Consider the following 20,612-nt stretch of genomic DNA (forward strand, 5'->3'; position numbering starts at 1 on the left):
TGACTACAAACGCGTACAACTTAGTTAACGGCGTCTTTCAATGCTTTACCGGCTTTAAAGCTAGGCACTTTTGCCGCACTGATCTGGATCGGCTGACCTGTTTGTGGGTTACGGCCCGTACGCGCAGCGCGTTCTTTGATTGCGAAGGTACCAAAGCCCACCAGTGAAACACTGTCACCATTTTTTAGGCTATCGGTGACAGACTCCACCATGGCATCCAATGCGCGGGTTGCCGCTGCTTTTGGAATATCTGCAGACGCGGCAATGGCTTCAATCAGCTCAGACTTATTCACACTTCACCCCTTGACTGTTTCAAAAAATGGTTCTAAAGACATGGTCACCGACGGTATCGACGATCAAGGCATAGCAGCGTTTTATAGCAATGCCCTGAAACGCCTGTCAAGCAACCTTGCCTGGATGTGCCCGCCATAAAGGCTTTGGGCAATGATACAAACAAAATGCTATTGGTTTGCCGACGTTGCCTAATGTGTATTGGCGACGGCGGAGTTACCCAACGCTTTATCCGCTTTAGGTAGCGGCGCACCTTCTAGAGGTTCGTCCGCCAACGCCACGGCAAGTACATCGTCAATCCAGCGTACCGGACGGATATCCAGTGCATCCTTGATATTGTCCGGTACCTCCTTGAGATCGCGACGATTTTCTTCCGGAATCAGGACTATCTTTATACCACCACGACGGGCTGCCAGCAATTTCTCCTTTAGCCCACCAATCGGCAATACTTCGCCACGCAGGTTGACTTCACCTGTCATCGCAACCTGACACTTCACTGGCCGTTGGGTATAGGCAGAGACAATCGCCGTTACCATGGCTACCCCGGCACTCGGTCCATCCTTGGGGGTGGCGCCCTCAGGGACGTGAATATGTAGATCTTCTTTCTCGAATCGCTCGGCGTCGATACCGTATGCCTGCGCTCTGGCACGTACCACGGTTTGCGCAGCACTGACGGACTCCTTCATGACATCGCCCAACGAGCCGGTTTTGTTGATTCGCCCTTTGCCTGGCGTCACAACCGATTCGATATTAAGCAACTCACCACCTACAGAGGTCCATGCCAGCCCGGTCACACGGCCCACCTGGTCATCTTCTTCGGCAAGACCATAGCTGTAGCGCCGAACGCCGGCATAGTGCTCGACGTGCTTGGCCGCGAGCAGATCAGGTGGCAATTCGCCATCCTTGACGGCAGAAGGTTCTATACGCTCGCGCAACACTTTCCGGCAGACCTTGGCGATCTGGCGCTCCAGTTCACGCACACCCGCTTCACGGGTGTAATACCGAATAAGCTCCAGCAAGGCCTCATCTTCAACCGCCAGCTCGGCGTTTTTCAAACCATTGGCTTTCAACTGCTTGGGTAGCAAGTAACGATTGGCGATCGCCAGCTTTTCATCTTCTGTATAGCCAGGAAGACGAATGATTTCCATACGGTCCAGCAAGGGACCCGGAATATTCATCGAATTTGCTGTGCAGATGAACAGCGTTTCGGACAGATCATAATCAAGCTCAAGGTAATGATCGCTGAAGCTGTTGTTCTGCTCAGGATCCAAGACCTCTAACAGCGCAGACGCCGGGTCACCCCGGTGATCCATGCCTAACTTGTCGACTTCGTCGAACAAAAACAAGGGGTTTTTAACACCTGCCCGACTCATGCGTTGCATGAGTTTACCTGGCAACGAACCAATATAGGTTCGGCGATGTCCCCGAATCTCTGATTCATCACGCACGCCGCCCAGAGCAAGGCGCACGTATTTACGATTCGTCGCCCGAGCAATCGATTGACCAAGCGACGTTTTACCCACGCCAGGAGGGCCAACCAGGCACAAAACGGGGCCTTTCATCTTGCGTACACGCTTTTGTACCGCGAGGTATTCAAGGATGCGTGACTTTACCTCTTCCAGACCATAGTGATCTTCATCAAGCACCTGTTGGGCTTTCTGCAAGTCGTGCTTAACACGGGTACGTTTTTTCCACGGCACTGCAACCAGCCAGTCCAGATAAGAACGAACCACGCTGGCTTCAGCAGAGTTGGCCGCCATCATCTTGAGCTTGTTCAGCTCTTGGTTGGCCTTGTCCGCCGCCTCTTTCGGCATGCCGGATGCGGCAATCGCCTGCTCGTATTTTTCCACTTCATTGGGTACATCATCGAGCTCGCCCATCTCTTTCTGGATGGCTTTCATTTGCTCGTTCAGGTAATACTCACGCTGCGTCTTTTCCATCTGCTCTTTGACACGCGTGCGAATCCGCTTTTCTACCTGCAAGAGGTCAATTTCAGACTCGATGAGCGCCATCAAATGCTCGATGCGATCACGCACACGATCCATTTCCAGGAGCTCTTGTTTATCGCCGATTTTCAGCGATAAATGCGCACAGATGGTATCCACCAGGCGACTTGGATCCTCAATGCCGGACAACGAGTTGAGGACTTCATTGGGTACTTTTTTGGACAGCTTGACGTACTGTTCAAACTGATTGAGCAGTACGCGAACCAATGCTTCTTGCTCGCGGGTCGTCAGCGGCTGGCTTTCACGGGCCACCAGATAGGCCTGAGTGTAACCATCAGCATGCTCTTCGATGCGACTCACGTCCGCCCGGAAGTTGCCTTCGATCAGCACCTTTACCGTTCCATCAGGCAGCTTCAGGAGCTGCATGATGTCAGCCACCGTCCCCATGGCATAAAGGTCGGCGTTGTCGGGCTCATCTTGAGATGCCTCGCGTTGAGCCACTAGCAGAACGCGTTTGTCAGCCTCCATTGCCGCCTCGAGGGCCTGGATCGACTTTTCACGTCCCACAAAAAGGGGGATCACCATTTGCGGATAAACCACCACATCGCGCAATGGTAACAAGGGTAGACATTGTGTCTGTTCGGCGCTCTGCTGCATCGCAGACGTTCCTCGATAAATCAGATGAGTTCTGGGAAGAGAACTGACTACGTTTAAAGCACGGCCTAAGCACCATGTAGCACTGCGCTACTAATGACAGGGGGCCGCCTAGGCGACCCCCTTGACTGGCGCTAACCGCGAAAGCGATAGAAAGCTAAGGCTCTTCGGTGATGGGTTTAGCCATCGGTACCGTCGACCCGTGCCTCTTCTTGCTGGGAGTAAATCAACAGCGGTTCACTTTCACCGGCGATTACCGAAGCTTCGATCACCACTTTGCTGACGCCTTCCAAGGAAGGTATTTCGTACATGGTATCAAGCAATACGGATTCAAGGATCGACCTCAAGCCACGCGCACCGGTTTTGCGTTCCATCGCTTTTTCCGCAACGGCACGAAGCGCATCATCACGAAATTCAAGCGTCACATTCTCCATTTCAAACAGCTTGGCATACTGCTTGATCAAGGAGTTCTTGGGTTCGGTGAGTATCTCGATCAGCGCTTCTTCAGTGAGCTCGGTAAGCGTGGCGATCACTGGAAGACGACCGACGAACTCAGGAATAAGGCCAAACTTGACCAAGTCATCCGGTTCGACATCGGCAAGCATTTCACCGACACCCCGAGATGATTCCTTGCTCTTAACCGTCGCATTGAAACCGATACCACCCTTTTCAACACGGTCACGGATAACTTTGTCCAGCCCGGCAAATGCCCCACCGACAATAAACAGCATGTTGGCGGTATTGACCTGCACAAACTCCTGCTGGGGATGCTTGCGACCACCCTGCGGAGGAACAGACGCTGTCGTACCTTCAATCAGCTTGAGCAGCGCCTGCTGTACGCCTTCGCCGGAAACGTCACGCGTAATTGAAGGGTTGTCCGACTTGCGCGAAATCTTGTCGATTTCGTCAATATAGACGATGCCTCGTTCCGCCTTCTCGACGTCATAGTCACACTTCTGCAGCAGCTTCTGGATGATGTTTTCAACATCTTCACCCACATAGCCCGCTTCCGTCAGCGTGGTGGCATCAGCAATCGTGAACGGCACATTCAGCAATCTCGCCATGGTCTCGGCCAGGAGTGTTTTACCGCTCCCCGTCGGACCAATCAGCAGGATGTTGGATTTTCCGAGCTCGACGTCGCTTTCACGGACTTCAGATTTCAGTCGCTTGTAATGGTTGTACACAGCGACCGACAGGACCATTTTGGCTCGATCCTGTCCGATGACGTAGTCGTCAAGCGTGTAACGTATTTCGCGAGGCGTAGGTAAACGCTCCTCATCGCTCTCGGCATCGGCTTCGAGAACTTCTTCGCGAATGATGTCGTTACACAAGTCGACACACTCATCGCAGATATAGACGGATGGACCTGCAATCAGCTTTCTTACTTCGTTTTGATTCTTGCCACAAAACGAGCAGTAAAGCAGCTTGCCACCTTCGTCTTTGCCTTTGCCGTCGGCCATTCGCGTACCTCTTTCACTGCGGCGGTAAAGACCGCCTTGTAAGCTCGTTGGAAATGCAGTATCCCATCACGCTATCAGGATGTAGGCCGCTTATCCAGCACTGCATCAATCAAGCCATATTCTTGAGCCTGGCTGGAACTCATGAAGTTGTCGCGATCAGTGTCGCGCGCAACAGCCTCAATCTCCTGGCCAGTGTGATGTGCCAGAATCTGATTCAGCTTCTCACGAATACCCAAAATCTCACGGGTGTGGATTTCGATATCCGACGCTTGGCCCTGATAGCCACCCAGCGGCTGATGGATCATCACGCGTGAATTGGGCAGGCAATAGCGCTTGCCTTGGGCACCGGCGGTCAACAACAAAGCACCCATGCTGGCCGCTTGGCCAATACACACTGTCGACACATCGGGTTTCACAAACTGCATGGTATCGTAGATCGACATACCTGCCGTCACGGATCCACCGGGAGAGTTGATGTAAAGGTGGATGTCCTTGTCGGGGTTTTCAGATTCAAGAAACAGCAGCTGGGCAACGACCAGATTGGCTGTGTAATCTTCGACGGGGCCCACCAAAAAGATAACGCGCTCTTTAAGCAGACGCGAGTATATATCGTAGGATCTTTCCCCTTTGGCGCTTTGCTCCACCACCATGGGCACTAGACCGCCGGCGTTTTGAATATCAAATTCACTCATTTAGGTGATTCCTTGCGTCCGATAAGGGAATGGCGCACCCGGAAAGTGCGCCAGTGTCAGGGAGTTTACGCGTTGGTAGTTTCGTCTTCCTCAGCGCCCTCACCTGCCTCAGCCTGTTGCTGAGCCGCTGCCAGCACTTGCTGGTAGGACATATCAACATCGGCGACGGTTGCTTGCTCAAGCAGCTTATCAACCGCTTTTTCTTCGAGAATGGCAGATTTGACCTGGGTTTTCATCTGCTCGTTGCCCATATAGTAGTCAACGACTTCAGAAGGATCTTGGTACTGCTCCGCCAGTTCTTCAACCTTCGCCTTAATCTCATCGTCTGATGCGTCAAGCTCGTTCGCCTTGATGACCTCGGCGAGTAACAAACCGACCTGAACGCGGCCTTTCGCTTGCTCTTCGAAAAGCTCATTCGGCAATTGACTGACGTCGAAATCTTCACCGAGGCCGAACTGCTGAGCAGCCTGCCGCTTCATGCCGTCAGTCTCTTGTTGCACGAGCGCACTCGGAACAGGGATGTCGTTGGCTTTTTTCAGCGCATCCAGCACCTGCTGCTTGACGCGGTTATCGACCGCCTGTTCTGCTTCACGGGTCATGTTCTTCTTGATTTCAGTGCGGAACTTGGCTTCGTCTCCGCCCTCAACGCCGAAACGCTCGATGAACTCGGCGTCGACTTCCGGCAGCGCCTGGCGGCTGACCTTGTGCACCTTGACCTTGAAGGTGGCTTCCTTACCCGCGAGGTGCTCGGCCTGGTAGTCTTCAGGGAAGGTCACCGTAATGGTTTTGTCGTCACCAACTTTGGCACCGATGAGCTGCTCTTCAAAACCGGGGATGAAGCTATTGGAACCAATCACCAGCTCATGACCTTCAGCACTACCGCCTTCGAACGGCTCGTCGCCAAGGTAGCCCTGGAAGTCGATGGTCACTTGATCGCCGTCTTGCGCAGCAGAATCGACTTCTTCATAGGTCGCATTTTGCTTACGCAGTGTGTCGATCATTTCGTCAACATCAGCATCGGTGACTTCTACTACCGGGCGCTCCACTTCTGTTCCCTCAATCGAAGCAAGCTCGACGTCGGGATAGACTTCCATGGTGGCAACAAATTCAAAGTCTTTACCCGCTTCGTTGACGACCGGCTCGATTTGCGGATAGCCCGCCGGGTTAAAGCCTTCATCGGTGATTGCACGCACGTAGCGCTCACGCATTACTTCGCCAACAACTTCATTACGCACGCTTTGACCGTAACGCTGACGAACCACGGCCATCGGCACTCGCCCTTGGCGAAAACCATTCAAGCGAACGTTCTTCGCCGTTTCTTTTAAGCGAGTATTGACAGCCTCATCGATTTCGCCAGCAGGCACTTGGATCGTGATGCGGCGCTCAATCTGGGAGGTCGTCTCGACGGAAACTTGCATGAATTGTCCTCTAACGGCTGGGCGTTGTGTTGATTGCTGTAAATAAGTCCAAGGGGCAATTTTAAGAACCCTGGCGCATCGTGGCAAGCGCCATGCTCGCAAGATGGGGGCAGCATCGTGAAAAACAAGGGGATAGTGCTGGTTTCAGAGCCCCTTTGACATCGATTTAGTACCAAGGCGGACAATTTTCATGGCCTGCCGCCTTATTTGGCCACCCACCATAGACTGACAACGTGGGCAACAAGGCCAAAGGTGCTTGCATGGGAAATAAACACCTGCCAGCTCATCCAGTCGGTGAACAGTGCATGCCACGCCCCCATTACCAACACTCCGAGCATCATCATGATGGCAAGACGTTTAAGCATACCAGGAAGCTGCTGTCGACCATCGCGCGGCAGGAGACGCCACTGCACGACGGTAGCCACTAGCACAACCACCAGAGCCAGCAGTATCAACGTCAAGCGGGTTTCGTGGCCACCCGCCATGTAGCGAGGCAAGGTGGCGAGCATCACGACACACAGGCCTAGCGCACTGCTCACTTTATTGGCTGACGTTGCCTCCCCCGGCTGCATCAGCTATTCACCGGCAGTTGCTCAGACGCCAGCCATTCTTCGACCCAGGGTAATGCGGCGTCATCGGCCATAAAGGTTTCCATGGCATCGACTTCCAATCGCTCGCCCAGACGTGTCGCACCAAGATCTGCCAGCAACTCATCCAGACGACGTCCCGCACCACAAAAGGTGTCACCGTAGGAGCTATCACCGAGCGCTATCAGGCCGTAAGACAACGAGGAAAGTGATGGGCTCTGACTCTGAAGGTCGCGAACTAAAGGAACAAAGTTGCCTGGGAAATCACCGCTACCGGTGGTCGATACGCAAAACAACACGAGATCCGGCATCGAATCGGTAATGTCCGCCAGTACTGGCTGTTCCAGGATATCAACCACGTAACCCGCTTCCTCAAATAGCGGCTTGACCTGCTCGGCCACATCCAATGCACCACCGTACATGGTACCTACTGCTATACTTAGACGAGGCATTACGACTCCTCAAACAAGGTAATGTACCGCCGACAAATAGCCGACTAATACCTGATGAATTTGCTCAAATATTAACATGCCTGCGTGATATGGCGCACCCTCAAGAGAACCTCTACCAGAGTGGACAATATAAAACCCCCATCGACACGGGCAGCGTCAACGGGGGTTAATCAGTGGCTTACAGGGGAAACAGAGCATCTACGTTACTTTATGATGCCGCCCCCCGATAATGCTCGACTTGCTGCTTGAGCTTTTGCCCGGGACGGAAAGTGACAACCCGGCGGGCTGAAATGGGGATTTCCTCACCGGTTTTGGGGTTGCGGCCAGGCCGCTCACGCTTGTCGCGAAGATCAAAATTACCAAAACCCGACAGCTTCACCTGCTCGTTCTCCCTTAGGCAGGCTCGGATCTCCTCGAAGAAAGCCTCAACCATAGCTTTCGCTTCCCGCTTGGAAAACGACAGCTCAGTATGTAAATGCTCCGCCAGCTCTGCTTTGGTTAACGCACCCATGGGAATCCTCCGTGTAGCACAAAGCCGCCAAGCATACGGAACGGACCGCATCTTGGCATTTTTAGCCGCGTAGCTCAGCGCCCAACTCAGCCTGCACCTGCGCCACTATCGACTCTACCAACTGATTGATTTCTTCATCATTAAGCGTGCGCGATGGGTGCTGCCAGGTCAAGCCTAGCGCGATACTTTTATACCCTTCGGCAACGCCTTTACCAGCATAGACATCAAATAGCGTTATGTCTTTCAGGTATTCACCGGCTTTTACCTGCGCACAATCCAGCAATGTCTGCACGGGGCGCTCACTGGGAAGCGTAAACGCTAAATCACGGCGTACTTCTGGAAAGCGTGACAGCGGCTCAAAAGCAGGTACACACCCCTGACTCAAGTGATCCAAACGCACTTCAAATACGACCGCATCAACCTTAAGTCCCAGCGTTGCCCTCACCTGAGGATGCAGGGTACCAATCCAACCCGCCGGCTTGCCTTCAAACAGTACCTGGGCACTCTGACCCGGGTGCAAGGCTGGATGCTCAGCGGGCTCGAACCGCCACGCATCGCGATTGCCGCCCAATGTCAACAAGCTTTCCAGGTCACCTTTGAGGTCATAAAAGTCCACGCCGACCTTCGCGCCGCTCCAGCCTTCTGGGTCGCGGCTGCCGCACACCAGCGCCCCCATCATCGGCACTTGCGATAAAGCATCCAGCTCACCGTTGAAGACCAGCCCCGTCTCAAACAGGCGCACCCGGCTTTGCTGACGGTTAAGGTTGTGCTCCATCGCCCTCACTAATCCCGGCATCAGGCTGGCACGCATCACCGACATATCGGCAGAGATGGGATTGGCAAGAACCGGCGAGACGGCGTCTGGCAGCATGGCCGACTGTAGCTCGGGGGCTACGAAACTATAGGTAATGGCTTCCTGAAATCCCCGCGCCACCATTTGTCGGCGCAGTCGCCCGAGGGAAAGCGTGGCTTCATCTGTGGGACGCAGCGAAAGTCGCGCAGCGGGGCGACGAACCGGCAGATTATTATAGCCGTGGATTCGCGCCACTTCTTCAATCAGGTCTTCTTCAATGGAAACATCAAACCGCCAACTGGGTACCTGCACCAGCCAGTTGCCTTCGCTTTCGGTGACGCTGAAACCCAGTCGTTTGAGAATATCGCTGACATCATCGCTGGCCAGACGTTTGGAAAGGGCTTTTTCAAGCCGCTCAGCGCGAAGCGTGATGTGCTTGGTGGTCGGCATTGCAGCCTCACTCTTCGCCTCGACAACGGGCCCTGCCTGGCCACCACATATCTCCATGAGCAGGCTTGTCGCACGCTCGATGGCGAGGGGCGTCAGTTCTGGGTCGACACCGCGCTCAAAGCGATGCGAGGCATCGGTGTGCAAACCGTAGGAACGGGCCTGACCGGCAATGGCCACCGGGCTAAAAAAAGCGGCTTCCAGAAAGATCGTCCGTGTTGTTTCGCTGACACCGGACAGCTCGCCCCCCATGATCCCTGCCATCGCCAGCGGACCTGCCTGATCGGCAATTACCAGGGTTTCAGGCCGCAGAGCGATCTCCTGCCCATCCAGCAGGGTTAGGGTTTCACCGGGATGAGCCATCCTCACGACGATACCGCCGCTGAGGTTTTCCCGGTCAAAGGCGTGCATGGGCTGGCCAAGTTCCAGCATCACATAGTTGGTAATATCAACAACCGGGTCAATCGCACGGATACCGCTGCGACGCAAGCGCTCGACCATCCATAGAGGTGTTTCCGCGCCTGTGTTGACATTGGTGATGACACGGCCCAGATAACGCGGGCATTGTTCCGGCGCTTCCAGGTCGACCGCGAAGGTATCATCGATCTCGGCAGGCACCGTCAGCGCCTCTGGCTCCGTCAGCGTCAGGCGGTTAAGCACCCCCACTTCACGGGCCATGCCTTTAATACTCAGGCAGTCGCCTCGGTTAGGCGTGAGATCGACCTCAATCGTCATGTCATTGAGATGCATATACTCACGAAAATCCATGCCAACAGGCGCTTCGATGGGCAGTTCGAGAATACCGGACGAGGTATCCTCTTCAAGGCCAAGCTCTGAGGCCGAGCAAATCATGCCTTGCGACTCGACACCCCGCAGCTTGGCTTTTTTAATCTTGAAATCACCGGGCAATACACCACCTACCCGGGCAAATGGTACTTTCTGGCCCGCGTCGACATTGGGCGCCCCGCAAACCACCTGTACCGACGAACCACTGCCGTCATCCACTGTGCACACGTTGAGCTTGTCGGCATTGGGATGACTTTCCCTGGTCAACACTTCCGCGACTACCACGGCGCTGAATGATGCTGCCACCGGCTCAACGGCATCGACTTCCAGGCCTGCCATGGTGATCTGGTCGGCGACTGCCTGCGTATCCAGCTGCGGCGAAACCCACTCACGCAGCCACTGTTCTGAAAATTTCATGGTCGTTCCTGTGGTTGGCGAAGGACTTAAGCGAACTGACGCAAGAAGCGCAGATCATTCTCGAAGAAAAGACGCAAGTCGTTGACGCCATATCGAAGCATTGCCAGGCGCTCAGCGCCCATACCGAAGGCAAAGCCCGTAAAACGCTCAGCATCGATACCTGAGTGACGAAAGACTTCAGGATGGACCATGCCGCAGCCCATCACCTCAAGCCAGCCACTGTGTGAACACACACGACATCCCTCACCGCTACACATGACACATTGAATATCAACTTCCGCTGAAGGTTCTGTAAACGGGAAGTAGGAAGGACGAAAGCGCACCGAGAGATCATCCCGCTCGAAAAATGCCTGCAGAAAATCTTCAATCGTGCCTTTCAAATCCGCAAAGCTGATATCTTCATCCACCAGAAGACCCTCGACCTGATGAAACATCGGCGTGTGGGTCAGGTCCGAATCGCTGCGATAAACGCGCCCTGGGCAAACAATCCGAATAGGCGGTTCAGTGCTTTTCATGGTGCGCACTTGCACTGGCGAGGTATGTGTCCTCAACAAGCGCGTTGCATCAAAGTAAAAAGTGTCGGCCATGCCGCGAGCCGGATGGTGCGAGGGGATATTGAGCGCCTCGAAATTGTGGTAGTCATCTTCAATTTCTGGCCCGACGGCGACGTCATAACCTATGCGGGTAAACAGTCCCTCGATCCGCTCCAGTGTACGGGTCACCGGGTGCAGGCCGCCAGCCGACTGCGTGCGACCGGGCAAGGTCACGTCGATACGCTCCGCGGCCAAACGCGCTTCAAGGGCCTCGCTTTCGAGCTGCTGGCGCTTGGTGTCGATTTCTCCCGCCAATGTCTGCTTGGCTTGATTGATACGCTCACCTGCAGCTGGACGCTCTTCGGCGGACAGTTTGCCAAGCCCTTTAAGCAACGTCGTCATTTCGCCCTTTTTGCCTAAATAACGTACGCGCACTTCATCCAATGCAGCGACGCTCTGTGCCGCCTGAATGGCGTCGCGTGCTTCAGATACCAGCGCTGGAAGGTGGTCCATCCTGTTCATCTCCGAATTAAGCGATTTCCATCCCGAGGATGGCGTGTCACGTTGTGATTGAAGAGCGTGACATAAAAACAGGGGAAGAGCGGCTGCTCTTCCCCTGTATGGGTCACACTGAAATGACCGAAACGTTCACTGGCACCACCGGTGCCAATTGAAGCTTATTGGGCAGCCTTGGCTTTTTCCACGATGGCAGCAAATGCCGCTTTTTCATGAACGGCCAGATCCGCCAGCACTTTACGGTCAATTTCAATACCGGCCTTCTTGAGGCCACCAACAAAACGGCTGTATGACATACCGTTCATGCGCGCACCCGCATTGATGCGCTGAATCCACAACGCACGGAATTGACGCTTGCGATTGCGGCGGTCACGGTAGGCATATTGACCGGCTTTGATAACCGCCTGTTTGGCTACACGGAACACACGCGAACGAGCACCATAATAACCTTTGGCCTGCTTCAATACTTTTTTATGGCGACGACGGGCAACTACGCCACGCTTAACACGAGTCATAACACACTCCTGACTTTATGACTGAGGCAAATGCACTCAGTTTAGAAAATTCGACGTTACAGATTCGGCAGCATGCGCTGGATAAGCGCCTTATCAGACGCATGAATCTGCTTCATACCGCGCAGCTGACGCTTACGCTTGGTCGACTTCTTGGTCAGAATGTGGCTACGGAAAGACTGCTTGTGCTTGAAGCCATTGGCTGTCTTCTTGAAGCGCTTTGCAGCACCACTGTTGCTTTTGATTTTCGGCATGAGGAAAACTCCGCTCGATGTTTTTTAGAAAATCCAGGGCCTACTACCTACAGGAGGTAGCCCGTTAACTTCGCCGTTGGATCACTTCTTTTTCGGGGCAAGGATCATGATCATCTGGCGGCCTTCCATTTTTGGAAATGCTTCCACCGTTCCGATCTCTTCCAGGTCTGCCGCAATCCGTTCCATCAGCTTTCGGCCGATATCCTGGTGCGCCATTTCACGACCACGGAAGCGCAATGTGACCTTCCCCTTGTCACCACCTTCAAGAAAGCGCGTCAGGTTTTTCAGCTTGACCTGATAGTCGCCCTCGTCGGTGCCAGGCCGGAATTTAACTTCCTTGACCTGGATTTGCTTCTGCTTCTTCTTCTGAGCCGCTTTTTGCTTTTTCTGCTCAAAAACGAATTTGCCGTAATCCATAATCTTGCAGACGATGGGATCGGCATTCGAAATTTGCACGAGGTCCAAACCGGCAGATTCAGCACGTTCCAACGCTTCGGTGGTGGGCACTACACCCAACTGCTCACCTTCGCTATCGATAAGACGCACTTCTTGCTCGGTAATTCGCTCGTTCATTGGTGGGCGCTTGTCTGCTGGACGCCCGCGCTGGTTGCTTCTCTTGATCGTTCCGTCTCCTTAGGCAATTGACGATGTCGCCAGGGCTGCTCGCTCAGCACTGAAACGTTCGATAAACTCATCGACCGTCATAGTGCCGAGATCTTCGCCGCTGCGAGTTCGCACGGCCACTGAGTCAGCGTCGACTTCCTTATCTCCTACCACCAGGAGATAGGGAACTTTCTGTAACGTATGCTCGCGGATTTTAAAGCCGATTTTCTCGTTCCTCAAGTCCGCTTTTGCTCGCATTGCATTTTTTTGCAAACGTTGCTCTAAAGCAAGGGCATAATCACGCTGTGAATCGGTTATCGTCATCACGCTGACCTGCTGCGGTGCCAGCCATAATGGCATTGCGCCAGCGTAGTGCTCAATCAAAATTCCCAAAAAGCGCTCGAAGGAACCTAATATAGCACGGTGCAGCATCACTGGCGTTTTGCGAGCCCCGTCTTCGGCTACGTATTGCGCTCCAAGCCGACCTGGCAAATTGAAATCGAGTTGTAGCGTACCACATTGCCACACGCGATTCAGGCAATCGCGCAGGGCAAACTCAATCTTCGGACCATAAAAGGCACCCTCACCCGGCTGCAACTCCCAGTCAAGCCCGGTGGCATTGAGGGCAGCTTCCAATCCTTGCTCAGCCTGATCCCACACATCAGCCTCGCCCAAGAAGTCTTCGGGCCGGGTTGACAGCTTAAGCTCCACATCTTCAAAGCCAAGCGTTTTATATACCTGAAGCGTGAGCGCAATGAAGGCTTCCGCTTCCGCCTGAATCTGGCTTTCAGTACAAAAGATGTGCGCGTCGTCCTGCGTAAAGCCGCGTACACGCATCAGGCCATGCAAGGACCCAGACGGCTCGTTGCGATGGCAGCTACCAAATTCTGCCAAGCGTAACGGCAAATCACGGTAGCTCTTGAGCCCCTGATTAAAGACCTGCACATGGCACGGGCAGTTCATGGGCTTGACCGCATATTCGCGCTTTTCCGATTCCGTGGTAAACATCAGTTCATTGTAGTGTCCCCAGTGACCCGACTTTTTCCACAGGGAAAGATCCACGACCTGGGGCGTCTTGATCTCCTGATAACCGTGTTCACGCTGGATCTGGCGCATGTAGTCTTCCAAGGCCTGATACATCGTCCAGCCGTTGGGATGCCAGAACACCATGCCAGGCGCTTCTTCCTGGAGATGAAAAAGATCCATCTTGCGCGCCAGCTTGCGATGGTCCCGTTTCTCAGCTTCTTCCAGCCGTTTTAGATAAGCCTTGAGCTGTTTCTTGTCGCCCCACGCTGTTCCGTAAATCCGCGTCAACATGGGATTCGAGGCATCACCACGCCAGTAAGCCCCCGCCAGCTTGGTCAGCTTGAAGGCTTTGAGGTGACGCGTGTTGGGGACATGCGGCCCCCGACACATATCGGTATATTCTTCATGATGATAGAGCCGGATGGTAGCGCCCTCGGGAATATCCCGAACAATTTCCTGCTTATAGGGCTCATCACGATGCAGGAAGGTCAGCATGGCTTGATCACGATCCACGTACTCACGTACGACGTCATATTCGTGATCAATAAGCGCTTTCATACGCGCTTCTATTGCTTCCAGATCATCAGGCGATACCGAGCTGCCAAATTCGATATCGTAATAGAAGCCGTCTTCAATGACCGGACCAATTGCCATCTTGGCATTGGGATATAGCTGCTTGACGGCGTGGCCAATCAAATGCGCAGAGGAATGCCGGATAATATCCAGCCCCTCGGGGTCACGGGCAGTAAGGATGGCCACCTGAGCGTCTTGCTCGATCAGATCAGCAGCATCTACCAGGACGCCGTCGATTTTTCCGGCAACGCAGGCCTTAGCCAAACCAGGGCCAATGGACTCTGCCAGTTGCATAATGGAAAGCGGTTCATCAAATGTTCTCTGACTGCCGTCTGGCAGTGTCACAATGGGCATGCGGATTTTCCTTGAGCGCAGTGGTGATCCATACCAAGGATCACATTTCGCTATCAATGATGTAAAAATAGGTTAACGATAACAACGTACAAGACTAACAGATGACGGACTTTGTATAAATAAAAAAGCGGGAGGCTAAAGCCCCCCGCTTACTTCAATTAACGCGATTTAAAACCGTAAGGTCGGCGCGTTAAATGCGTACCTTAGTTCCACTCATCCAGCTCTACACGACGGTTTTCAGCACGTCCTGCAGCAGTTTCATTCGTTGCAATTGGCTGCTCCTCACCGAAACCTTCAGCCATCATGCGGTTGGACTCGACGCCACGAGTTGCAAGATACTCAGTCACCGACTCGGCACGAGCCTGGGACAGATCCATGTTGTACTGATTGGAGCCAACAGAATCGGTGTGACCTTCAATGCGGACACGCACGCCAGGATTATTCACCAAGCGCTCAGCAACGCCATTAAGCACATTTTGCGCTTCAGCGGTTAGTTGAGCGGAATCAAACTCAAAGTTGACATCCTGTAGTACAACGCTGTCCGGGCAACCCAATGAATTGACTTCAACACCTGCCGGTGTATTGGGGCACTGGTCACGGTAGTCAGGCACGCCATCGTTATCAGAGTCCAGCGGGCAACCGTTGGCATCGACTTCAACGCCTGCAGGAGTACCCGGGCACTGATCACGGAAGTCAGGCACGCCATCATTGTCGGAATCTAACGGGCAGCCTTCAGCATCGACAGCTGCACCAGCAGGAATTTCACCGCCATAACTCGGGCATTGAGGCTCCATAGGCTCAGGGCTGCTGTCCGCACACAGCATAGCACCGATAGTGGCACCCGCTGTCGCACCAACAGCAGCGCCCGTGTCTTCGTCAGAGCTGCTGCTGCCCGCGTAGCCGATGCTTCCACCAATTACGCTACCGGCCAAGCCACAAACAAAAGGATGCTGATACCAGCTGCGATCGCTGCTGGCGCTCATTTGGCCGGAAGACTGGGAGGCAGAGCTAGCGCAACCGGAAAGGCCCACTACCAGAGCAGAACCGATTAGCAAGCCAGTCGTTGATTTTTTCATGCAGAACTCCTTCTTGATCCAATGCTGACATGGTCATTAGTGACCATGTCATATAATGCTTCTTTTTAAGCGAGAGCATCCATTTTTCGCTTGCCTGACACCGCCAAAATTTGCCTTCCTCGGTGTGAGGCCGTTGGTCATGGTACCGAATCAATGCCCTTAGGCAACATGTCGATTTATCAACTTGTTGCAGACGCTGACATACCTCAGCATAGCAAATTAAGCACGAAGAGCACTATAAACCAGCCGTTACACTTAAAAAATTTGGGCAATCAATCTATTGACAGCTCAATGAAGCCCTTGCCCACCCTTTTTACGCCATGTCATCACAGCCTCAGCAGCGGCTAACACGGCATCTCGCATTTGCTCTTCCGCGGCAAGACGTTCACGATCTTCTTCCATGCGCTCACGCGGCGTCAATTGTTGCCTGGCCGAATGGGTTTTAAGGTGCTTTGTGCGCTCATAATGCTCTGCGAAGGCTTGAAAATCAGACCTTTCCGTCAGGCTCGGGTCGATAATCTCCAGCAAGACTTTGCAACGCCAAGCGCCTTCGGTGATGTCCACCTGCTCCTGAACCAAAGCAGCGGTTACCCAATCCAGATTCTCCAGGCTCTTCAACTGAGCCTGTTGGTCTTCAGCGACGCGAAACGCATCACGCCGCTTGACTTCCTTGCGTAAGCGGTAGGCGTAGCCACCCAGTGCGACAATCACCACAACCGCAACCAAGAGAAGTAACAATGCATACGTCAGACTCATGATGCTCCTTACCCAAACCTATCAATTGCTTTACCAAAATTGTACATATCAATCATCATGACCTTACAGCATCTATATCGATCACGCTAATCATATCGAGCTTGTCGATTGGCAGCGAGTGTTACTAGCTCTGCTGGCTGGCTTGCCTTATCAGGCGATAAATAGTTTGCCGTCGAGGAAGAGTTGAGCCCGTGAGCATTTCTATCCGACATGCTGTATCGCCACTGCCGCCAGGCAATTAAATAACTGACACTAAGCGCCATCGCGCCGGCGGTATGCAGTAACGCCAACCATAGCGGCAGCCACAGAACAACGCTGGCAATGCCGAGGACCACCTGGAGGCAGTAGATTTTCAATACCGTAAGCAAGCCGAGTGCCGCCCTGTCATGCCGATATCGCCACCACAAAGCCATTAGAGCCGCTCCCAGCAAGCCGCCCCCCAGTCGGTGCATCATATGAATCGCGGTTCGCGCATCAGCGTGCAACTGGCCGTGTAAATAATTGGGTCCTACGGTTTGGGTCAAGTGGAAGCCTTCACTAATATCCATTTCCGGCCACCATTGAGCATTGCACGACGGGAAGCCCTGGCATGAAATACCAGCATAGTTGCTCGAAACCCAGCCCCCCAACGCTATCTGGCAACATAATAGTACTGCCACCAGCCACCAGTGTGCAGATGCTCGACGTGGCTGCCGACCAGAATTTTGCTGTAATGCTTTCAGACGGCTATACAACAATACAAACAGCAACAGAATCCCCATACCACCCAGCAAATGCAACGTAACCACCTGGGGCCATAATTTGAGGGTGACGGTCAACGCACCAAATGTCCCTTGTGCCGTAATAGCCATTAACAAGATAATGCTGATATTCCATGGATATTGCTTTACACGTCTTAGTGGCCAACCCAGCCACAACAGCAGGATGACAGTCGCGCCGAGCATGGTTGCAACATAGCGATGGAACATTTCAAGCCAGGCCTTCGATGCCTCTAAGGGGAAGGCTGGATAGTTCACAGCGGCGTGATCGGCTGTGGGCACCACCCATTGACCGTAGCACCCTGGCCAATCTGGACACCCCAAACCTGCGTCTGACAGTCGCGTCCAGGCCCCCACTAACATCACCAGAGCGGTAAAAAAGATACCGATAAATGACAGCCCCTTGACGACGACAATACGCTGTTGATCAACCATTGAGACCTCCCACGGCAAAGCGCTTGTTCTATGCTATCTGGCGTTGACCTTAAATAAATGTTGCGTGTCGTCGAGTATATCTGCCACCGGCACAGAAGCAGGAAACGACAACGCCGGACGACCCTGAGGATCAATCAACCACACGCTATTTGCTTTTCGCCAGGTGGGCTTTCCTTCCCAACGTGCCAACTGCTCGCCAGGCAATGCCTGACCTCCTCCGCCGATACTTAATCGCGCCAACCGATGGGCCTCACGGCCGAGAGCGCGATGCATTCGCCACAGGATGTCTCGGCGCTCTGCACACTTAACCGAACAATCAAATGCTAATGTCCATTGATCTTCACCAACATCTGTCTTTGAAACCGTTTCAACGGGCCAATGCTCAAGTAATGGAAGTTGCTCAGCGGGTGATCCGTGAGCCGTAATCTGTTCAGGAACGCCGATACGCCACTCAACCATCCCCCAAGCGGTGATGATAGGCGCAGAAAAGATAACGAATATCAATACCAACTTAATACGCTGACGATTGACTGAATTAATGGCTATCATCATGCCCCCTCTCATGGTGCTCTCGGCTCGAGTAAAGATAACGTCTGCCAACCAACATCGTGATCAGTGCCACCAGCGCAAGCCCCCACCACTGAAATGCATAGGCAATATGCCGACTTGCTGGCATTACATTGGCTTGCCACCACTCTGAGAAAACGCCGTCGCCGGTTTGCGCATGCACCCATCCCTGGTAACGAAAGCCGGGTATCACCCCTTGCCAAGGCGTAAGGCTGATTTGTTGAAGGCGCTCTTCTTCCCGGTTAGGTCCAAACAATAGGCCATCATTATTTGCTTGCTGCCATTTCCCGGTTAAAGAGACGTGTTCTTTGGGTGTCGATATAATTGGCGATTCACGACTGGTCCCGGTTTCAACAAAGCCACGCTGAATCAACCAGTACTGACCAAATCTATCTTTAAGCGGGGTTAAAACGGCAACCCCCAACCGTCCATTGGCAATTCGGTTATCTAAAAAAAAAGTATGCTCGGATATATACTCACCATTGAGCGTAAGCTCAGCCCCTTCGGTAGGTAGCGTTTGCGGGTCAACCAGCGCAGGCGCATTGTCTCGCGCCGAAGCCGCCGCTTGTTTATTATTGGCCCTGTCCCACTGCCATGCGCCAAGAAGACCGCCCAGCAGCACCAACGACAACCAGAACGCATACCAGCCATATAGACGCCAGCGACATGAGGAGTACTTTTTCATGCTACTTAAATCACTCATTATCATTGTTTTTTTCGCTATGTTGATTAGCTTGGCGATAGGCGCTGGTTACCTGTTACGTGATGGCTCTTCGTCCAAGCGACTACTTACATCTCTGAAATGGCGGATAGGCTTTGCTGCTCTGCTCTTATTGCTAATCGTCTATGGATTCGGGAGCGGCCAACTCACCTGAGTGCTCACACAACGTAAACGAAGATGAACAATCCTAACCATACAACATCGACAAAGTGCCAGTACCAGCAGGATGCCTCAAAACCAAAGTTCTCAGTATCCGAAAAATGTCCGCGTATGATACGCGCCAGCATTACCATAAGAATGAGGGTGCCTATGATGACGTGAACGCCATGAAAACCCGTTAAAATAAAGAACGTAGACCCAAAAATACCGGCTTCCAGCGTAATACCATAATGCTGGTAAGCTTCATAATACTCGACACCTTGAATAAAAATAAAACAGCAACCAAGTATTACCGTTCCAGCCAGCCAGTTCCTGCATACACCACGCTTTTCAGCCTTGAGTGCTTCATGGGAAATTGTCAATGTGATACTTGAGGTGACCAACAGCAATGTATTCACCAAGGGCAGCTGCCAAGGGCTAAAGACATTATCAGGCCCTGAGACTGAACTATCCGGGGGACTCAACAAAGGCCATTCGGCAATAAAGTTCGGCCATAAAAGTGCGGAAACACGGCGGCCTCAAGTTCCAAGTGCAACACTATTGAAGCGCGCTCGGTCCGGCGACGGATTTCTTGAGTACCTCGGCGTAGACTTCCAGCGGCGTGCGCCAGTCCAGTGTCTTGCGCGGCCGTGTATTGAGTGAGTCGGCGATCTCGTCGAGCTCTTCCTGGCTGAAGACCGACAGGTCCGTGCCCTTCGGCAGGTACTGTCTCAACAGCCCGTTGGTGTTCTCATTGGAACCCCGCTGCCATGGGCTATGCGGGTCGGCAAAGTAGATCGCTGTCCCCGTCTTCTGAGTGATCTCGGCATGCTTCACCATCTCTTTGCCCTGGTCATAGGTCATGGACAGGCGTAGAGCGCGCGGCACCTCATTGAGCTTGTCGCTGAAGCCAACAGCCGCCGCTGTAGCCGTGGTGCCATCCACTTTCGCCAGGATCACTAAACGCGTCGTGCGCTCCACCAATGTACCAACGGCAGAACGATTGTTAGCGCCAATGATGAGATCCCCCTCCCAGTGGCCAGGCATCAGGCGGTCTTCAATCTCAGGTGGCCGCAGGTGGATGCTCACCAGATCAGGAATCTGTTGCCGCCTATCCTTGCCACGGCTGCGAGGGCGTCGTTTACCGTTACCCTGGCGCAAACAGGCAATCAGCTCCTTCTTGAGCGAGCCGCGCGGCATGAGGTAGAGCGCATTGTAGATGGCTTCGTGCGAGGCGTGGCGGTCAGTGTTATCAGGAAACATACGCTTCAGTGTGCGGGCTATTTGCTCTGGTGACCAGTACTTGCGCAGCAGGTAGACCACCAGCTCAAAAAGC

21 protein-coding genes and 1 pseudogene are annotated in these 20,612 nt (G+C 53.4%); 1 reads left to right on the forward strand and 21 read right to left on the reverse strand.

Annotation, left to right across the window (positions count from 1 at the left end; all coding sequences use genetic code 11):
• Positions 1-20: 20 nt before the first annotated feature.
• The 19 genes from hupB to B7L15_RS09020 all read right to left on the reverse strand — a co-directional run bounded on the left by hupB (position 21) and on the right by B7L15_RS09020 (position 19,102).
• Positions 21-293 (reverse strand): nucleoid-associated protein HU-beta, encoded by a 273-nt coding sequence (gene hupB / locus B7L15_RS08930; protein WP_066317565.1) that lies wholly within the window; start codon positions 291-293, stop codon positions 21-23.
• Between the two features lie 189 nt (positions 294-482).
• Positions 483-2,894 (reverse strand): endopeptidase La, encoded by a 2,412-nt coding sequence (gene lon / locus B7L15_RS08935; RefSeq protein WP_085918635.1) that lies wholly within the window; start codon positions 2,892-2,894, stop codon positions 483-485.
• 176 nt (positions 2,895-3,070) lie between these two features.
• Positions 3,071-4,351: an ATP-dependent Clp protease ATP-binding subunit ClpX gene (gene clpX / locus B7L15_RS08940; protein WP_066317568.1), complete on the reverse strand. Its 1,281-nt coding sequence runs from the start codon at positions 4,349-4,351 to the stop codon at positions 3,071-3,073.
• 74 nt (positions 4,352-4,425) lie between these two features.
• Positions 4,426-5,043, reverse strand: a complete 618-nt coding sequence (gene clpP, locus B7L15_RS08945) for an ATP-dependent Clp endopeptidase proteolytic subunit ClpP (protein WP_085918636.1) — start codon at positions 5,041-5,043, stop codon at positions 4,426-4,428.
• A 65-nt stretch (positions 5,044-5,108) separates the two neighbouring features.
• Complete coding sequence (tig, locus tag B7L15_RS08950) at positions 5,109-6,461, reverse strand: trigger factor (RefSeq protein ID WP_085918637.1); 1,353 nt, start codon at positions 6,459-6,461, stop codon at positions 5,109-5,111.
• A gap of 203 nt (positions 6,462-6,664) precedes the next feature.
• Entirely contained in the window at positions 6,665-7,033 is a 369-nt protein-coding gene (locus B7L15_RS08955) for a hypothetical protein (RefSeq protein ID WP_233337402.1), read from the reverse strand.
• Entirely contained in the window at positions 7,033-7,500 is a 468-nt protein-coding gene (locus B7L15_RS08960) for a flavodoxin domain-containing protein (protein WP_085918638.1), read from the reverse strand. Before B7L15_RS08960 ends, B7L15_RS08955 begins: the two co-directional genes overlap by 1 nt.
• A gap of 208 nt (positions 7,501-7,708) precedes the next feature.
• Positions 7,709-8,011, reverse strand: coding sequence for an integration host factor subunit alpha (locus B7L15_RS08965; RefSeq protein ID WP_085918639.1), 303 nt, complete (start codon positions 8,009-8,011; stop codon positions 7,709-7,711).
• 61 nt (positions 8,012-8,072) lie between these two features.
• Positions 8,073-10,454, reverse strand: a complete 2,382-nt coding sequence (pheT, locus tag B7L15_RS08970) for a phenylalanine--tRNA ligase subunit beta (protein ID WP_085918640.1) — start codon at positions 10,452-10,454, stop codon at positions 8,073-8,075.
• 26 nt (positions 10,455-10,480) lie between these two features.
• Positions 10,481-11,500, reverse strand: coding sequence for a phenylalanine--tRNA ligase subunit alpha (gene pheS, locus B7L15_RS08975; RefSeq protein ID WP_085918641.1), 1,020 nt, complete (start codon positions 11,498-11,500; stop codon positions 10,481-10,483).
• A gap of 164 nt (positions 11,501-11,664) precedes the next feature.
• The gene (gene rplT / locus B7L15_RS08980; RefSeq protein ID WP_066317588.1) at positions 11,665-12,018 is read right to left on the reverse strand and encodes a 50S ribosomal protein L20; all 354 of its coding nucleotides are present in this window, start codon (positions 12,016-12,018) and stop codon (positions 11,665-11,667) included.
• 56 nt (positions 12,019-12,074) lie between these two features.
• Entirely contained in the window at positions 12,075-12,269 is a 195-nt protein-coding gene (gene rpmI, locus B7L15_RS08985) for a 50S ribosomal protein L35 (protein ID WP_009724291.1), read from the reverse strand.
• Positions 12,270-12,350: 81 nt separating this feature from the next.
• Positions 12,351-12,842 (reverse strand): translation initiation factor IF-3, encoded by a 492-nt coding sequence (gene infC / locus B7L15_RS08990; protein WP_217808002.1) that lies wholly within the window; start codon positions 12,840-12,842, stop codon positions 12,351-12,353.
• 60 nt (positions 12,843-12,902) lie between these two features.
• On the reverse strand, positions 12,903-14,825 hold the full coding sequence (gene thrS / locus B7L15_RS08995; RefSeq protein ID WP_085918643.1) for a threonine--tRNA ligase: 1,923 nt from the start codon (positions 14,823-14,825) through the stop codon (positions 12,903-12,905).
• Between the two features lie 203 nt (positions 14,826-15,028).
• Positions 15,029-15,901 carry an OmpA family protein gene (locus B7L15_RS09000; RefSeq protein ID WP_085918644.1) on the reverse strand — a complete coding sequence of 291 codons (873 nt, stop codon included), beginning with the start codon at positions 15,899-15,901 and terminating at the stop codon, positions 15,029-15,031.
• 288 nt (positions 15,902-16,189) lie between these two features.
• On the reverse strand, positions 16,190-16,657 hold the full coding sequence (locus B7L15_RS09005; RefSeq protein WP_085918645.1) for a DUF2489 domain-containing protein: 468 nt from the start codon (positions 16,655-16,657) through the stop codon (positions 16,190-16,192).
• A gap of 86 nt (positions 16,658-16,743) precedes the next feature.
• Positions 16,744-17,850, reverse strand: a complete 1,107-nt coding sequence (locus B7L15_RS09010) for a COX15/CtaA family protein (RefSeq protein WP_085918646.1) — start codon at positions 17,848-17,850, stop codon at positions 16,744-16,746.
• Between the two features lie 33 nt (positions 17,851-17,883).
• The gene (locus tag B7L15_RS09015; protein WP_233337401.1) at positions 17,884-18,402 is read right to left on the reverse strand and encodes a hypothetical protein; all 519 of its coding nucleotides are present in this window, start codon (positions 18,400-18,402) and stop codon (positions 17,884-17,886) included.
• Positions 18,386-19,102, reverse strand: a complete 717-nt coding sequence (locus B7L15_RS09020; RefSeq protein WP_085918647.1) for an SURF1 family protein — start codon at positions 19,100-19,102, stop codon at positions 18,386-18,388. Before B7L15_RS09020 ends, B7L15_RS09015 begins: the two co-directional genes overlap by 17 nt.
• 37 nt (positions 19,103-19,139) lie before the next feature.
• Between B7L15_RS09020 and B7L15_RS09025 the strand changes: the two genes are divergently transcribed.
• The gene (locus B7L15_RS09025) at positions 19,140-19,292 is read left to right on the forward strand and encodes a DUF2909 family protein (RefSeq protein WP_422823731.1); all 153 of its coding nucleotides are present in this window, start codon (positions 19,140-19,142) and stop codon (positions 19,290-19,292) included.
• Positions 19,293-19,296: 4 nt separating this feature from the next.
• Here the strand turns inward: B7L15_RS09025 and B7L15_RS09030 are convergent.
• Positions 19,297-19,806 (reverse strand): annotated as a pseudogene (locus tag B7L15_RS09030) (cytochrome c oxidase subunit 3); the annotation flags it as partial.
• A gap of 28 nt (positions 19,807-19,834) precedes the next feature.
• On the reverse strand, positions 19,835-20,612 hold a 778-nt coding region (locus B7L15_RS09035), incomplete at its 5' end, for an IS30 family transposase (RefSeq protein WP_085918649.1).

It is taken from the genome of Halomonas sp. CSM-2 (genome assembly GCF_002119345.1).
Classification (GTDB): domain Bacteria; phylum Pseudomonadota; class Gammaproteobacteria; order Pseudomonadales; family Halomonadaceae; genus Vreelandella; species Vreelandella janggokensis.

Excerpts from the sequence above, each read along its gene's own strand:
- lon (WP_085918635.1), bottom strand. The coding sequence starts at position 2,894 with ATGCAGCAGAGCGCCGAACAGACACAATGTCTACCCTTGTTACCATTG.
- clpX (WP_066317568.1), bottom strand. The coding sequence starts at position 4,351 with ATGGCCGACGGCAAAGGCAAAGACGAAGGTGGCAAGCTGCTTTACTGC.
- clpP (WP_085918636.1), bottom strand. The coding sequence starts at position 5,043 with ATGAGTGAATTTGATATTCAAAACGCCGGCGGTCTAGTGCCCATGGTG.
- tig (WP_085918637.1), bottom strand. The coding sequence starts at position 6,461 with ATGCAAGTTTCCGTCGAGACGACCTCCCAGATTGAGCGCCGCATCACG.
- B7L15_RS08955 (WP_233337402.1), bottom strand. The coding sequence starts at position 7,033 with ATGCAGCCGGGGGAGGCAACGTCAGCCAATAAAGTGAGCAGTGCGCTA.
- B7L15_RS08960 (WP_085918638.1), bottom strand. The coding sequence starts at position 7,500 with ATGCCTCGTCTAAGTATAGCAGTAGGTACCATGTACGGTGGTGCATTG.
- B7L15_RS08965 (WP_085918639.1), bottom strand. The coding sequence starts at position 8,011 with ATGGGTGCGTTAACCAAAGCAGAGCTGGCGGAGCATTTACATACTGAG.
- pheT (WP_085918640.1), bottom strand. The coding sequence starts at position 10,454 with ATGAAATTTTCAGAACAGTGGCTGCGTGAGTGGGTTTCGCCGCAGCTG.
- pheS (WP_085918641.1), bottom strand. The coding sequence starts at position 11,500 with ATGGACCACCTTCCAGCGCTGGTATCTGAAGCACGCGACGCCATTCAG.
- rplT (WP_066317588.1), bottom strand. The coding sequence starts at position 12,018 with ATGACTCGTGTTAAGCGTGGCGTAGTTGCCCGTCGTCGCCATAAAAAA.
- rpmI (WP_009724291.1), bottom strand. The coding sequence starts at position 12,269 with ATGCCGAAAATCAAAAGCAACAGTGGTGCTGCAAAGCGCTTCAAGAAG.
- infC (WP_217808002.1), bottom strand. The coding sequence starts at position 12,842 with ATGAACGAGCGAATTACCGAGCAAGAAGTGCGTCTTATCGATAGCGAA.
- thrS (WP_085918643.1), bottom strand. The coding sequence starts at position 14,825 with ATGCCCATTGTGACACTGCCAGACGGCAGTCAGAGAACATTTGATGAA.
- B7L15_RS09000 (WP_085918644.1), bottom strand. The coding sequence starts at position 15,901 with ATGAAAAAATCAACGACTGGCTTGCTAATCGGTTCTGCTCTGGTAGTG.
- B7L15_RS09005 (WP_085918645.1), bottom strand. The coding sequence starts at position 16,657 with ATGAGTCTGACGTATGCATTGTTACTTCTCTTGGTTGCGGTTGTGGTG.
- B7L15_RS09010 (WP_085918646.1), bottom strand. The coding sequence starts at position 17,850 with ATGGTTGATCAACAGCGTATTGTCGTCGTCAAGGGGCTGTCATTTATC.
- B7L15_RS09015 (WP_233337401.1), bottom strand. The coding sequence starts at position 18,402 with ATGATGATAGCCATTAATTCAGTCAATCGTCAGCGTATTAAGTTGGTA.
- B7L15_RS09020 (WP_085918647.1), bottom strand. The coding sequence starts at position 19,102 with ATGAAAAAGTACTCCTCATGTCGCTGGCGTCTATATGGCTGGTATGCG.
- B7L15_RS09025 (WP_422823731.1), top strand. The coding sequence starts at position 19,140 with ATGTTGATTAGCTTGGCGATAGGCGCTGGTTACCTGTTACGTGATGGC.